The organism is Oryzisolibacter sp. LB2S (assembly GCF_040732315.1).
Lineage (GTDB): Bacteria > Pseudomonadota > Gammaproteobacteria > Burkholderiales > Burkholderiaceae_C > Alicycliphilus > Alicycliphilus soli.
In genome coordinates this window covers 3,792,743-3,805,542 of sequence record NZ_CP160388.1, presented here as the reverse complement: position 1 = coordinate 3,805,542, position 12,800 = coordinate 3,792,743, and the positions used below count along the sequence as shown (strand labels likewise).

The 12,800-nt window shown below is 65.9% G+C and carries 11 protein-coding genes; 1 reads left to right on the top strand and 10 read right to left on the bottom strand.

Features of this window, described 5'->3' with window-relative positions; genetic code table 11:
* Positions 1-87 precede the first annotated feature (87 nt).
* The 9 genes from ABUE11_RS17840 to ABUE11_RS17800 all read right to left on the bottom strand — a co-directional run bounded on the left by ABUE11_RS17840 (position 88) and on the right by ABUE11_RS17800 (position 10,504).
* Positions 88-495 (bottom strand): ribonuclease, encoded by a 408-nt coding sequence (locus ABUE11_RS17840; RefSeq protein WP_367066819.1) that lies wholly within the window; start codon positions 493-495, stop codon positions 88-90.
* A 149-nt stretch (positions 496-644) separates the two neighbouring features.
* The gene (locus tag ABUE11_RS17835) at positions 645-2,954 is read right to left on the bottom strand and encodes an NADP-dependent malic enzyme (RefSeq protein ID WP_367066818.1); all 2,310 of its coding nucleotides are present in this window, start codon (positions 2,952-2,954) and stop codon (positions 645-647) included.
* Between the two features lie 175 nt (positions 2,955-3,129).
* A complete protein-coding gene (locus ABUE11_RS17830; RefSeq protein ID WP_367066817.1) occupies positions 3,130-4,596 on the bottom strand; it encodes a M81 family metallopeptidase in 1,467 nt (488 codons plus the stop codon).
* On the bottom strand, positions 4,593-5,849 hold the full coding sequence (locus tag ABUE11_RS17825; RefSeq protein WP_367066816.1) for a Zn-dependent hydrolase: 1,257 nt from the start codon (positions 5,847-5,849) through the stop codon (positions 4,593-4,595). Before ABUE11_RS17825 ends, ABUE11_RS17830 begins: the two co-directional genes overlap by 4 nt.
* A gap of 13 nt (positions 5,850-5,862) precedes the next feature.
* Positions 5,863-6,576: an ABC transporter ATP-binding protein gene (locus ABUE11_RS17820; protein ID WP_367066815.1), complete on the bottom strand. Its 714-nt coding sequence runs from the start codon at positions 6,574-6,576 to the stop codon at positions 5,863-5,865.
* The gene (locus ABUE11_RS17815) at positions 6,573-7,355 is read right to left on the bottom strand and encodes an ABC transporter ATP-binding protein (RefSeq protein WP_367066813.1); all 783 of its coding nucleotides are present in this window, start codon (positions 7,353-7,355) and stop codon (positions 6,573-6,575) included. Before ABUE11_RS17815 ends, ABUE11_RS17820 begins: the two co-directional genes overlap by 4 nt.
* Positions 7,352-8,350, bottom strand: coding sequence for a branched-chain amino acid ABC transporter permease (locus tag ABUE11_RS17810; protein ID WP_367066811.1), 999 nt, complete (start codon positions 8,348-8,350; stop codon positions 7,352-7,354). Before ABUE11_RS17810 ends, ABUE11_RS17815 begins: the two co-directional genes overlap by 4 nt.
* Positions 8,351-8,355: 5 nt before the next feature.
* Positions 8,356-9,216, bottom strand: coding sequence for a branched-chain amino acid ABC transporter permease (locus ABUE11_RS17805; protein ID WP_367066810.1), 861 nt, complete (start codon positions 9,214-9,216; stop codon positions 8,356-8,358).
* A gap of 82 nt (positions 9,217-9,298) precedes the next feature.
* Positions 9,299-10,504 carry an ABC transporter substrate-binding protein gene (locus tag ABUE11_RS17800; RefSeq protein ID WP_367066808.1) on the bottom strand — a complete coding sequence of 402 codons (1,206 nt, stop codon included), beginning with the start codon at positions 10,502-10,504 and terminating at the stop codon, positions 9,299-9,301.
* A 236-nt stretch (positions 10,505-10,740) separates the two neighbouring features.
* Here ABUE11_RS17800 and ABUE11_RS17795 point away from each other — a divergent pair, with 236 nt between their 5' ends.
* Positions 10,741-11,601: an FCD domain-containing protein gene (locus ABUE11_RS17795; protein ID WP_367066806.1), complete on the top strand. Its 861-nt coding sequence runs from the start codon at positions 10,741-10,743 to the stop codon at positions 11,599-11,601.
* Between the two features lie 12 nt (positions 11,602-11,613).
* Here the strand turns inward: ABUE11_RS17795 and ABUE11_RS17790 are convergent, their stop codons facing one another.
* Complete coding sequence (locus ABUE11_RS17790) at positions 11,614-12,696, bottom strand: diguanylate cyclase (RefSeq protein WP_367066804.1); 1,083 nt, start codon at positions 12,694-12,696, stop codon at positions 11,614-11,616.
* Between the last annotated feature and the right edge of the window lie 104 nt (positions 12,697-12,800).

The window sequence follows — 12,800 nt, the reverse complement described above, 5'->3', positions numbered from 1 at the left end:
TGGAGTTGTAGTGCTGCGGATGAATGAACACATCATGTGATGCATCGGCCCGCACCACGATATCTGCGCTGGACGACATCACCATGGCTACTTCCTGATTTCCCGAAAGCTCGCGTAGTGGTCCTGGGTGTAGTAGCAGGCGTCGGGGGTGCGCGGAGCGCCTCCACAGACGATGCGCCGCGCGCCACGATGGCGCACGCCCGGCGTCCGTACCGTGTACTCACGGTAGTAGCCACGCTTGTGCGGGGGGAGAAGCCGCTCGCGATTGCCGAACACCGAACCATCCTTGTCGTATGGGAAAGGCCCGCCCTCATGAATCAGCGCATAGGTGGCCCGCCCCTGCGAGGGCAAATCGGCCAGCGCGATGGTGGGGGTGGCCGTTGCACTGGACGGCTGCCGCGCCCACGCGCCGGTCGGCGCAAGCGCCAGCGCAGCACCCAGAGCGCACGACACAACGGTTGCCTTGTACGCCCGGATGGCGGCAGCCTTCAACATCCACTACACCTTTCGAAAATCGCGGGTTAACCCGAGTTTTCAGCCGGCTAGTGTGACAAAAACGCCACCAAAACGCAAGCGCCTGCCCAAAAAATGGGCAGGACGGTGTGGGTTTGCCAGGGGCTGACCCCTGTGTGCGGTGGCCGCGGTCAGCGCGTGGCGTTGGCGTCGGCGACCGTGAGTGCCGTCATGTTCACGAGGCGGCGCACGGTGGTGCTGGGCGTGAGGATGTGCACGGGGGCACCGGCGCCCAACAGCACCGGGCCGATGGCAATGTTGCCGCCCGCCGCCGTCTTGAGCAGGTTGTAGGCGATGTTGGCGGCGTCCATGTTGGGCATGACCAACAGATTCGCATCGCCCGACAGCGTGCTGTGGGGCATGAGTGCCAGTCGCGCCTTGCCGTCGATGGCCAGATCGCCATGCATTTCGCCGTCCACCTCAAGCCAGGGGGCCTGCACGCGCAGCAGCTCCAGCGTCTCGCGCATCTTGACGGCGCTGGGCTGGTTGCTGTGGCCGAAGTTGGAGTGCGACAGCAGGGCGGCCTTGGGCTTGAGGCCAAAGCGCATGACCTCCTCGGCCGCCATGATGGTGATCTCGGCGAGCTGCTCGGCCGTGGGGTCGTAGTTCACATGGGTGTCCACGACGAAGAGCTGGCGGTCGGGCAGCATCAGGGCGTTCATGCAGGCATAGGTGTGCACGCCGGCGCGCTTGCCGATGACCTGGTCGACATACTGCAGGTGGTGCGCCGTATGGCCCCAGGTGCCGCAGATCAGGCCGTCGACCTCGCCCTTGTGCAGCAGCATGGTGCCGATCAGCGTCAGGCGTCGGCGCATCTCGATCTTGGCGATGGGCACCGTCACGCCCTTGCGCTCGGTCAGGCGGTGGTAGGTCTGCCAGAAGTCGCGGTAGCGGTGGTCGTTCTCGACGTTGACCACGTCGTAGTCCTGGCCCTCGCGCAGGCGCAGGCCGAACTTCTCAATGCGCTGGGCGATGACCTCGGGTCGGCCGATCAGCGTGGGGCGGGCAATGCGCTCGTCGACCACGATCTGCGCGGCGCGCAGTACGCGCTCCTCCTCACCCTCGGAGAAGGCCACGCGCTTCTTGGCGCTCTGCTTGGCCGCCATGAAGATGGGCTTCATGGTCGTGCCCGAGGCGTAGACGAAGGTCTGCAGATGGTCGCGGTAGGCATCCATGTCCGCGATCGGACGCAGCGCCACGCCGGAATCCGACGCCGCCTGGGCCACGGCCGGCGCGATCTTCATCATCAGGCGCGGGTCGAACGGCTTGGGGATCAGGTACTCGGGACCGAAGGCCAGGGCCTCGCCCGCATAGGCCTTGGCCACCACCTCGCTCTGCTCGGCCTGGGCCAACTCGGCGATGGCGTGGACGGCGGCGATCTCCATCTCCTTGGTGATGGTGGTCGCGCCGCAGTCGAGTGCGCCGCGGAAGATATAGGGGAAGCACAGGACGTTGTTGACCTGGTTCGGGTAGTCGGTGCGGCCCGTGGCGATGATGGCGTCGTCGCGCACCGCCTTCACGTCCTCGGGCGTGATCTCGGGGTTGGGGTTGGCAAGCGCAAAGACCAGCGGGCGCGGCGCCATCTGCGCCACCATGTCCTTCTTGAGCACGCCGCCGGCCGACAGGCCCAGAAAGACATCGGCGCCGGCAATCACCTGCGAGAGCGTGCGCAGATCGGTCTTCTGTGCGAAGAAGGCCTTGTCCTCGTCCATGAGCTCGGTGCGGCCCTCGTACACCACGCCGGCCAGGTCGGTCACCCAGATGTTCTCGCGCGGCAGGCCGAGCTTGACCAGCAGGCCCAGGCAGGCCAGCGCCGCCGCACCCGCACCGGAGGCGACCAGCTTGACCTGTCGGATGTCCTTGCCCGCCACCTTCAGGCCGTTCAGTATGGCCGCGCCCACGACGATGGCCGTGCCATGCTGGTCGTCATGGAAGACCGGGATCTTCATGCGCTCGCGCAGCTTGCGCTCGACGTAGAAGCAGTCGGGCGCCTTGATGTCCTCGAGGTTGATGCCGCCAAAGGTGGGCTCGAGCGCGGCAATGATCTCGACGAGCTTTTCCGGGTCCTTCTCGTTGATCTCGATGTCGAACACGTCGATGCCCGAGAACTTCTTGAACAGCACGCCCTTGCCCTCCATCACGGGCTTGCTGGCCAGCGCGCCGATGTCGCCCAGACCCAGCACTGCCGTGCCGTTGGAGACCACGCCCACGAGATTGCCGCGCGAGGTGTAGCGGAAGGCCGTCGTCGGATCCTTCACGATCTCCTCGCAGGGCGCGGCCACCCCGGGCGAATAGGCCAAGGCCAGATCATGCTGGTTGACCATCTGCTTGGTGGCCGCGATGGTGATCTTGCCGGGCTGGGGAAACTCGTGGTACTCGAGTGCGGCCTGGCGCAGCAGGGCACGCTTGTCGGTGGTGGTCGGGGCCGTCTTGTCGGGCATCCAGTGTCTCCAGCAGATTCAGGGCCGCCGCCCTCACCGCCGCGGGGGGCGGTGGCGGTGGCGGTGGCGGGTCGCAAAGGGGAGCCGATTGTAGGCGCGTCGCCAAGGGGGATCGGCGCAGGTGAAACAGTTGTGCGTCGGCAGTGGCCAATCGGACCGGGCGAATCGGATCGGGTCAGGGCATGTCAAGTGGGAAAACGGGTCTGCGCAGTTGCGCAAAGGGGAAGCAGGCGTAGTTGGAGGTCGTGACGCCGGGGCTGTCGCATTCCACCAGGCCTTCCGACAGCGGCACGAATACCGGCCGGCAGTACATGCGCGACTTGAGCAGCAGGAAGCGAAAGCGCGTGGGGTCGAGCCCCACGCAGTGAAACACACCCAGATCCCAGGGCTCGTGCGTCTGCTCGCTCACCACGATCTGTGCCGCGCCGACATCGAAAAGCACCGTGCGGCCCATGCCGAAGCGCTGGCCCGTGTAGATGGGACCGGAGACGGTGTATTGACCGTCGCTGACCCGGCGCACCGTGCCGTGCAGCGGCATGGGCTGCTTGTGCAGGCCGATGTGGTCTAGTGGCACCTTGTTGCCCAATGCGACATGCACCTCGGCGCCCACGCCCGCGGCGGTGAGCTGCGCCACGGCCTCGGGGTCGCACAGCGGCCCCACGGCGATGCCCGACAGGCCCAGATCCAGCGCGGCCTGCAGCACATCCATGGTGTCGCAGGTGCCGCCCGACATGCAGTTGTCCCCATGGTCGAGCAGCAGCACGGGGCGTGTAGCGCCCTCGGCGAGCCGCTCGGCGCGGCGCAGCGAATCGGCAAGGGGCTCGCTGCGGTAGACGTATTCGTCGCGCCGGGACCAGATCTGCTCGGCCAGCGCGTCCACGGCGGTCTGGGCAGCGTCCACGCCATCGGTGCGGCAGGTGGCGACCACGCTCATGCAGGGCGATTCGATGTCGGCCAGCGAGAAGCCGGCAAACACGGTGACGGCCGGCAGGCCTTGCGCCTCGAGCGCACGCGCGCCATCAACGGCATCGCGCATCGGGCCTGTCAGGGTGGTGCTGCGCAGTGTGTGGCTCATGAGCGGCAGCGGGTGCCAGCAGACGCGGTAGCGGGCCTCGCCTCGCAGCATCTGCAACAGCAGGCGGCCCGCATGCTCGCCGGTCTCGTACATGTCGATGTGCGGGTAGGTCTTGAAGCCCACCATCACGTCGGCGTTCCTCACCATCTTCTCGGTGATGTTGCCGTGCAGATCCAGTGCCACGCCGATCGGCACACCGGGTGCGGCGGCGCGCACGCGCTCGAGCAGGTCGCCCTCGCCGTCGGCGCTGTTCTCGGCCACCATGGCGCCGTGCAGATCCAGCAGGATGGCGTCGCAGCCCGGCGCCGCGGCGACGATGCGCCGCGTGAGATCGTCGTAGGCGGCGGCATGCACCGGCCCGCTGGGGTTGGCCATGGCCGAGACCGGCGTGACCAGCCTCGCGCCCAGACCTTCGGCCAGGTCGATGAAGGCCGCCATGGCCGTGCGCATGCCCTTGTTGGCGCGGTAGGCCTCATCGTCATAGCTGGGGACGAATGCCGCCAGCGGCGTTGGCACGGGCGAGAAGGTGTTGGTCTCGTGGTTCAGCCGCGCGATCAGCACCTTCATGTCACGACCTCCGCTGCCGCCAGCATGGCACGCAGCAGCACGTTGCAGCCGGCCTCCAGGTGCTCGGGCTCGGCGTTCTCGATTTCGTTGTGACTGATGCCGTCGTCGCAGGGCACGAAGATCATTGCAGTGGGCGCCACGCGCGCCACGTAGACCGCGTCATGGCCGGCGCCGCTGACCACGTCCATATGGCTGTAGCCAAGATCGTCGGCGTTGGCGCGCACGGCTTGCACCAGTTGCGGCGTGAACGGCTGGGGCGGGAAGTACACGACCTGTTCCACATCGATGGCAAGGCCGCGCTCCCTGGCAACGCGCGCGCAGGCGTCGCGCAGGGCCCGGTCCATGTCCAGCAGCTGCTCGTCGTCCGGCGCACGCAGATCCACGCTGAAGCGCACGCGGCCCGGAATCACGTTGCGCGAGTTGGGGAACAGTTCCATGGTGCCTACCGTGCTGCGCGCGTGGGGCCTGCGCTCGACGGCGATGCGGTTGACCTCGACGACCAGCTCGCTGGCGGCCAGCAGCGCATCGCGGCGCAGTTCCATGGGTGTGGGGCCGGCGTGGGCCTCCATGCCGTGGACGGTCACGTCGTACCAGCGCTGGCCCAGCGCGGCCGTCACCACGCCGATCACACGCTGGTTGTTCTCCAGCACCGGGCCCTGCTCGATATGCGCCTCGAAATACGCGCCCACGGCCGGAGTCGGTCCGGTCTGTCCCGCATAGCCTATGGCCGAGAGTGCCTCGCCCACACTGACCCCCTGTGCGTCGCGCTGGGCCAGCGCATGCTCCAGGGTGAATGCACCCGCGAACACGCCAGAGCCCATCATCACGGGCACGAAGCGCGAGCCCTCCTCATTGGTCCAGACCGCCACCTCGATGGGGGCACGCGTGCGCACGCCGGCGGCATTGAGCGTTCGCACCACCTCCAGGCCCGCGAGAACGCCGTAGTTGCCATCGAACTTGCCGCCCGTGGGCTGGGTGTCGATGTGGCTGCCGGTCATCACGGGCGGCAGGCTTTCGTCCTGGCCCGCGCGGTGCGCGAAGATGTTGCCTATGGCGTCGACGCGTATGCTGCAGCCAGCATCGCGCGCCCATTGCACGAACAGGTCGCGCCCCTGTCGGTCCAGATCGGTCAGCGCGATGCGGCACACTCCCCCCTTGGCCGTGGCACCTATGCGCGCCAGCTCCATGAGGGACTGCCACAGGCGCGCGCCGTCTGTGCGCAGCGCGGCGCAAGGGGAAGATTTCATGTCCATGAGAGTCTCCTTGTCATACCAGACCGACGCCGAGGTAGCGGTCCTTCATGGCATCGTCAGCGAGAAACTCGGGGTTGGATGCCTCGTGTGCGACCACACCCTGCTCGATGATGTAGTGGCGGTCGGCCAACTGCGTGCAAACCTCGAGGTTCTGCTCCACGAGCACGATGGTGACGCCCGCTGACTTGATGGTCTTGAGCTGGGCCACGATCTCTTCGACGATGACCGGCGCCAGGCCCTCGACGGGCTCGTCGAGCATCAAGAGGCGTGGCGCATTCATGAGCGCACGGCCAATCGCCAGCATTTGCTGCTCGCCACCAGAGAGCTGGCCGCCACCGTTCATGCGTCGCTCCTGCAATCGCGGGAAGATGCGGTAAACGTCGCGCAGCTGCCAGGGTGATTTCTTGCGCTGCGCCAGCATCAGGTTCTCCTCCACGGTCAGCAGCTTGAAGATGCCGCGGTGCTCGGGTACCAGGCAGATGCCGCGCTGCGCCACCTGGTGCGTGGCCAGGCGCTGCAGCGACTCGCCACCAAAGCGCACCTGTCCCTGTGTGGGTTGCATGACCCCGGCAATGGTCTTGAGCGTGGTGGTCTTGCCCGCGCCGTTGCGGCCCAGCAGGGTGACGAGCTCGCCTTCATTCACATGCAGCGACACGCCCTGCAGCACATGGCTCTTGCCGTAGTGGGCGTGGATGGCGTCCACGGACAGCAGCGCTGCGGTGCTCATGCCTTGCCCCCGGTGATCATGTTGCCCAGGTAGGCGCTGCGCACGCGCTCGTCAGCGCGGATCTCGTGCGGCAGGCCTTCGGCCAGCACGCGGCCCTGCTGCATCACAGTGACGGTGTCGGAGATATCCATGACGATGCCCATGTTGTGTTCAATGAGCACCACGGTGTGCTCGTCCTTGAGGCTCTGAATCAGCCGCTTCATGTCGTCCAGATCGTCTATGCCCATGCCCGACGTCGGCTCGTCGAGGAAGATAGCCTTTGGCCGTGCGGCCAGCGCCATCCCTACCTCCAGGCGCCGCTGTTGACCGTGAGAGAGATTGGCTGCGGGCGTGCCAGCGTAGCGCTCCAAGCCTACCCGCGAGAGCACGCTGGCCACCGTGTCGGCGCACGAGCGCCTTCCCACGGGTGGGCTCCAGCAGTTCAGGGCCACCACTGGCGCCACGCCCTGCGCGGCCAGGCGCAGGTTTTCGCGCACGGGCAGCGTCGGAAAGAGGCTGGTGACCTGGAACGAGCGCGCCATGCCGCGGCGCACACGCCGGTGATCTGGCTCGCGCGTCACGTCGTGGCCGTCAAACAGAATGCGGCCACCGCTCACCGTCTTGGTGCCGGTGAGCATGTGAAACAGCGTGGTCTTCCCGGCACCGTTGGGACCGATGACCGAGTGCACGGTATTGGCGCGCACCTTCAGGTCCACTCCGCCCAGGGCAACGAATTTGCCGTAGTGTTTGGCGACCCCCTGGGCTTCAAGCAGAACCGGGGATGCAGCAGTGGCGTTCATGCCTGGCCTCCGTTGGTGTTGTGGACAGGCGTCGTGGGGGAGCTCGGCTCAGGCTGCTTGCGCCGTACCAGCGCCCACAGACTCTCACCCAAACCCCACAGACCGCGCTGCAGCCCCAGGCTGACGATCATCAGCACCACACCGAGCAGCAGCAGCCAGCGCGGCCACAGGGTGGACAACCAGTCGCCCAGAAGCACATAGAACGCCGCACCCAGTACCGACGCCAGCAGGTTGCCGGTGCCGCCGATGACGGTCATCACGATGATCATCTCGCTCGTGTGGTATTCGACGTTCGACAGCGGAGCAATGCCCGTCATCATGGCGTGCAGGGCGCCTGCGAGACCCGTGACCGCACCCGAGATGACGAAGGCCTGCAGCTTCAGGAGGCGCAGGTCGTAGCCCACGGCGGCAGCGCGCTCCTCGTTGTCGCGCACCGCCAGCAGCGTGCGGCCGAAAACCGAATCACACACGCGGCGCAGCAGCCAGAATGCCAGCAGGAACAGGGTGGCGACGAAGCCGTAGTACTGCCAGGGCGACACCAAGGGCCACAGCGTCTGACCCGCGATGGCGATGGACGGGCGCGGGATATCCAGCAATCCGTTGTCGCCACCGGTCAGATCGGGCAACGAGTAGGCAATGAAATAGAACATCTGCGCAAATGCCAGTGTCAGCATCACGAAGTAGGTGCCGCGCTGGCGGATCGCGATCCAGCCGACGATGGCTGCGCCAATGGCTCCCATGGCGACGGCCGTCAGCAGTGCCAGCGGCATGGGCAGTGGCCAGCGCGTGAGCAGCAGCGCAATGGTGTAGCTGCCCAGGCCGAAGAAAATGCCCTGTCCGAATGACAGCAGACCCGTGTAGCCCAGCAGCAGATTGCAGCCCATGGCGGCAAGTGCGAAGATCAGCACCTCGCTGGCCAGCGAGCCCGACCGCATGAACAGCGGCATGGCGACGACGATGGCCAGCGCCAGGAGAAGGTGGGAATGTCTGCTCATGGCGGTCATCCTTTGCGGCCCAGCAGGCCATGCGGGCGCAGCAGCAGCACGGCAGCCATCGCCACGTAGATCATGATGCGTGCACCCTCGGGCCACAGCGTGCTCATCACGCTCTGCACGACGCCGATCAACACCCCACCTACCAGGGCGCCACTGAAACTACCCAGTCCTCCCACGACGACGATGACGAAGGCCACGCCCAGCGCCTCTATGCCCATGAACGGTTCTGCGCCACGGATGGGCGCCGCCAGCACGCCGGCCAGCGCGGCCGTGGCAGCACCCAGCGCGAACACCAGGCTGAAAATGGCGAACACGTTCAGGCCCAGCAGCGACACCATCTCGGTCGATTCGCTGCCCGCACGCACGGCGCTGCCCAGGCGCGTACCCTCCAGCAGCCACCACAGCAGCACCGCCAGTGCGGCCGTGAAGGCGATCACGAACAGCCGGTACTTCGGGTACACAAAGCTGCCCCACATGACCACGCCCTGCAGCAGCTCGGGCACGGCCACGCTGTCGCCCAGCGGCCCCCACTGCAGGATCACGAGCTCCTGTACCACCAGCGCCAGGCCCACGGTGACGAGGATGTGGAACTCGTGCGGCTTGGCATAGACATGGCGCAGGAGCAGCTTCTCCGTCAGCCAGCCTATCGCACCCACGGCCAGCGGCGCGAGCAGCAGCGTCCACCAGAAACTCCAGCCCCAGCGCGTCATCTGGTAGCAGAAATAGGCCCCCATCAGGTAGAACGCGCCATGCGCAAAGTTCACGAAGCGCAGCAGGCCGAAGACGATGGACAGACCGACGGCCAACAGGAAATACAGCATGCCAATGCCGATCCCGTTGATGGTCTGCAGCAGGTAGATGCTCATGGAAAACTATTAAAAATATAGCTGCCAGCGCTTTCCATATAAGCGCTGACGATGCTTTTGATTGAAGGTCGGCGGCGGGCCGTCAGGCCAGCTTGCAGCCGGTCTGGTCCACGGGCAGGAAGGACTTGCCCGTGCTGATCACGTCCACGTAGTCATCCTTGTTCTTCATCTTGGCCTTGCCCTTGCCCTTGAGCAGGTAGTAGTTCTTGAGCACCTGGTGATCGGCGCGGCGCACCTCCTCGTCGCCCGTCAGGCCCTGGTACTTCATGCCTTCCAGCGCCGCGACCACGGCCTTGGTGTCCGTGGTGCCGGCCTTGGTGATGGCATCGATGAGCAGCTTGGTGCAGATGTAGGAGCCAGCCAGGCTGTAGTTGGGGTTGGCCTTGAACTTGTCCTGGCAGCGCTTGACCAGGTCCAGGTTCAGTGGGGCGTCCGCCGTGTGCCAGTACTGCGCGCCGAAGTACACGCCATCGCACAGGTCGGCGCCCAGTGACTCGAACTGCTCCAGCCCCGAGGCCCAGGCGATCAGAATGGTCATGTTCTTGTGCATGCCGAAGCTGATGGCCTGGCGCAGCGTGTCGGAGGACTGCGCGCCGAAGTTCAGCAGCAGCAGCACGTCGGGCTTGGCGGCCACGGCATTCGTCAGGTAGCCGCTGAACTCCTTCTCGGTCAGCGAGTGGTAGCTGTTGCCCACATGCTCCAGGCCCTTTTCCTTGAAGATGTTCTTGGCGGCTGACAGCAGGCCGTCGCCGAACACGTATTGCGGCGTGATCGTGTACCAGCGCCTGGCCTTCGGCATGGCCTCGATCAGCGGACGCACGGTTTGCTCGATGGCGCCAAAGGTGGGTACCGACCAGCGGAAGGTGGCGCTGTTGCAGTCCTTGCCCGTGAGCTCGTCGGCGCCTGCGGTGGTGATGAAGACGCCGCCCACCTTCTCGGCTTCCTTGCCCATGGCCAGGGCCTCGGACGACAGGATGCCGCCCGCAAAGAAACGCGCGCCCTGCTGCTGGGCCGCGTCCTGCACCTTGCGCACCGCCGTGGCGGGCTTGCCCTCGGTATCGAGCAGCGTATAGGCCAGCGGCCGGTCCAGGATCTTGCCGTACTGCTCGATGGCGAGCTTCATGCCCAGATCGGCGTACTTGCCGTTGGCCGCGAATGCTCCCGACATGGGAACCGGGCAGCCGAACTGGATCGCATCCTTGGCCTGGGCCCAGGCGCTGGACAGCAGGCCCAGAGACGAAGGCAGAGCGCCGAGTGCGGAGAGTTGCAGGAGGTGACGACGTTGCATGAGTGACTCCGTGGTGAGGGAACGGGTTGGAGCTTGTGTTGTTGCAAGTTGCATGCCAATCCGCTGGGCCATGCGCTCAGGCTCCTTGTTCATATTTATAGTGACAAATACAATGAATATGACGCGTACAAACCCTAGAAACTTTCGTCATGCCCCCGGGCGGTGCATACTTGCACCAAGACAGCGAATGCAGGGGGGCGGCGGCGCCTGACCACCCCGAGGAAAGACAACAAGCCATGGCAACACAGAAGCCCGCTCCGCTGGCGATCCGGCAGCTCAAACGCTCCGACCTCGTGGCGCAGGAAATCAAGCGCTTGATTACCGAGAAAAACCTGAGCCCCGGCGACCGCCTGCCGCGCGAGAGTGAGCTGCAAGCCCAGTTTCAGGTCAGCAAGGGCACGATCCGTGAGGCGCTGAAGGCACTTGAGGTGCAGGGGCTGGTGACCATTTCCACGGGGCCCACGGGCGGTGGCACCATCGCCGCGGTGCCGCTCGATCGCACGCTGCAGTTCATGCAGAACTACCTGTTCTTCCAGGAGGTGACGATCGACGACATCTACACCGTGCGCCAGATGCTCGAACCCGAGCTGGCCGCCGGCGCGGTGCCGTACCTGACCGACGCCGATTTCGAGGCCCTGGAGCACAGCATCGCCTGCTGCGACCCCACGCAAAGCCAGCAGGACCTCGTGACGCAGCGGCGCGAGGACGTGAACTTCCACGACATCCTGGCCGCCGCCAACCCCAACCCGTTCCTGCGCTTCTCCTGTGAGCTGATCAATGAAATGATTCGCCAGCTCATCGTTTTCGGCAACCGCACGCCGCAGTCCGAGCATCGGCGTTTTGGCGAGGCCAATGCACAGATCCACCGCGCGATCGTGCAGGCCGCGCGGGCGCGCGATGCAGAAAAGGTCCGCGCGCTCATGCAGCAACACATGCAGGATGCGGCCAGCAGCGTCAAGCGCATGAAAGGGCGCATTCAAGGGCGCTTGATACTGGATGCGGACACGCTGCGGCGCCCGCGCGCCGCGTCCATGGCCCCCAGGACAGGCAATGCAAAAGCGAAACCGGCGCGCCGACGGACCATGTCCGCCGGCTGATGGTCTGCGCAGCTACTCGCTTGCAGAGAGGGCGGGCTGGAGCGGCACCGGCCCGGGATGGGTCACGACCCGGTTGCGCCCGCCCTTCTTGGCCTCGTACAGGGCCTGGTCGGCACAGTCCAGAAGGTCCTGAGGCTCCTGGGCGTGCAGGGGGAAGGCGGCTGCGCCACACGACAGGGTGACGGAGAGCTCGCCCGAGCCAGTGCGCACACGCAAGACCTCCACGGCCTCGCGCAGCATGTGCGCGCGCTCCACGGCGGTGTCCAATGGCGTGCCGCCGAGCACCAGCAGAAACTCTTCGCCCCCTATGCGGTAGGCCATGTCCTGTGGTCGCATGTGACGCAGCAGCAACTGTGCGAAAGACTGCAGCACCGCATCGCCCGCGGCATGGCCATGGGTGTCGTTGATGCGCTTGAAGTGGTCGATGTCGACGATGAGCACCGAAAGGCAGGCACCCTGCTCGCGGCAGAGCTGCATGGCTGGCCCCAGCGTGGCGTCGAGCTGGCGGCGGTTGAACAGCCCCGTGAGCGGATCACGCAGCGCCTGTTCGCGCAGTTGCGCCTGCAGCGATTGGATCTCGTCGTACTGTTTGCGCAGGCGGCTGTTCGCCTGGCTCTGGCTCATCGCGCGGTCATAACCATCGCGAGCAAACGCGAAGAGGTAGAGCAGCAGGGCAATCATGCACAGCACGGACGTGCGCAGATCTGTCTCGGGTTGCCAGGCCAGCGGCACGACCAGCGCGGCCAGTGCCATTCCCACGGCCAGGCTGAGCATCAGGCGCAGGCCCCCGCGTGCGCCGTGGAAAACCACCATGTTGATGCAGCCCGATGCGCAGAGGATGAAGCTGATCCACAGCGGCGCACCGAGCGAGGCTATCCACGCGCCGGCCATCACGATGTCGGCATCCATGTTGTGCATCTCCGCCAGCCGCTGATCGCGCGCGCGGCGCGCGCGCCAGTAGGCCAGGTGGGGATAGGCAACGTAGTTGAGGGTCAGAGCCGCCCAGCCTGCGGCCGACGCGCCTATGGTCAGCAGGTGCGATCCCAGCGCCATCAGCAGCAGCACATAGAACAGGCTGCGATTGCGCCAGTTCATGTGCACTGTCCAATGCACGTCGCGGCGGGCAGAAGGCTCGGGCGTCAGTTTCATGGGCGGGCTGAAGGCTTTGGCCTACTGTAACCCGACCGCCCGCAGAGTCG

Excerpts from the sequence above, each read along its gene's own strand:
- ABUE11_RS17840 (WP_367066819.1), bottom strand. The coding sequence starts at position 495 with ATGTTGAAGGCTGCCGCCATCCGGGCGTACAAGGCAACCGTTGTGTCG.
- ABUE11_RS17835 (WP_367066818.1), bottom strand. The coding sequence starts at position 2,954 with ATGCCCGACAAGACGGCCCCGACCACCACCGACAAGCGTGCCCTGCTG.
- ABUE11_RS17830 (WP_367066817.1), bottom strand. The coding sequence starts at position 4,596 with ATGAAGGTGCTGATCGCGCGGCTGAACCACGAGACCAACACCTTCTCG.
- ABUE11_RS17825 (WP_367066816.1), bottom strand. The coding sequence starts at position 5,849 with ATGGACATGAAATCTTCCCCTTGCGCCGCGCTGCGCACAGACGGCGCG.
- ABUE11_RS17820 (WP_367066815.1), bottom strand. The coding sequence starts at position 6,576 with ATGAGCACCGCAGCGCTGCTGTCCGTGGACGCCATCCACGCCCACTAC.
- ABUE11_RS17815 (WP_367066813.1), bottom strand. The coding sequence starts at position 7,355 with ATGAACGCCACTGCTGCATCCCCGGTTCTGCTTGAAGCCCAGGGGGTC.
- ABUE11_RS17810 (WP_367066811.1), bottom strand. The coding sequence starts at position 8,350 with ATGAGCAGACATTCCCACCTTCTCCTGGCGCTGGCCATCGTCGTCGCC.
- ABUE11_RS17805 (WP_367066810.1), bottom strand. The coding sequence starts at position 9,216 with ATGAGCATCTACCTGCTGCAGACCATCAACGGGATCGGCATTGGCATG.
- ABUE11_RS17800 (WP_367066808.1), bottom strand. The coding sequence starts at position 10,504 with ATGCAACGTCGTCACCTCCTGCAACTCTCCGCACTCGGCGCTCTGCCT.
- ABUE11_RS17795 (WP_367066806.1), top strand. The coding sequence starts at position 10,741 with ATGGCAACACAGAAGCCCGCTCCGCTGGCGATCCGGCAGCTCAAACGC.
- ABUE11_RS17790 (WP_367066804.1), bottom strand. The coding sequence starts at position 12,696 with ATGAACTGGCGCAATCGCAGCCTGTTCTATGTGCTGCTGCTGATGGCG.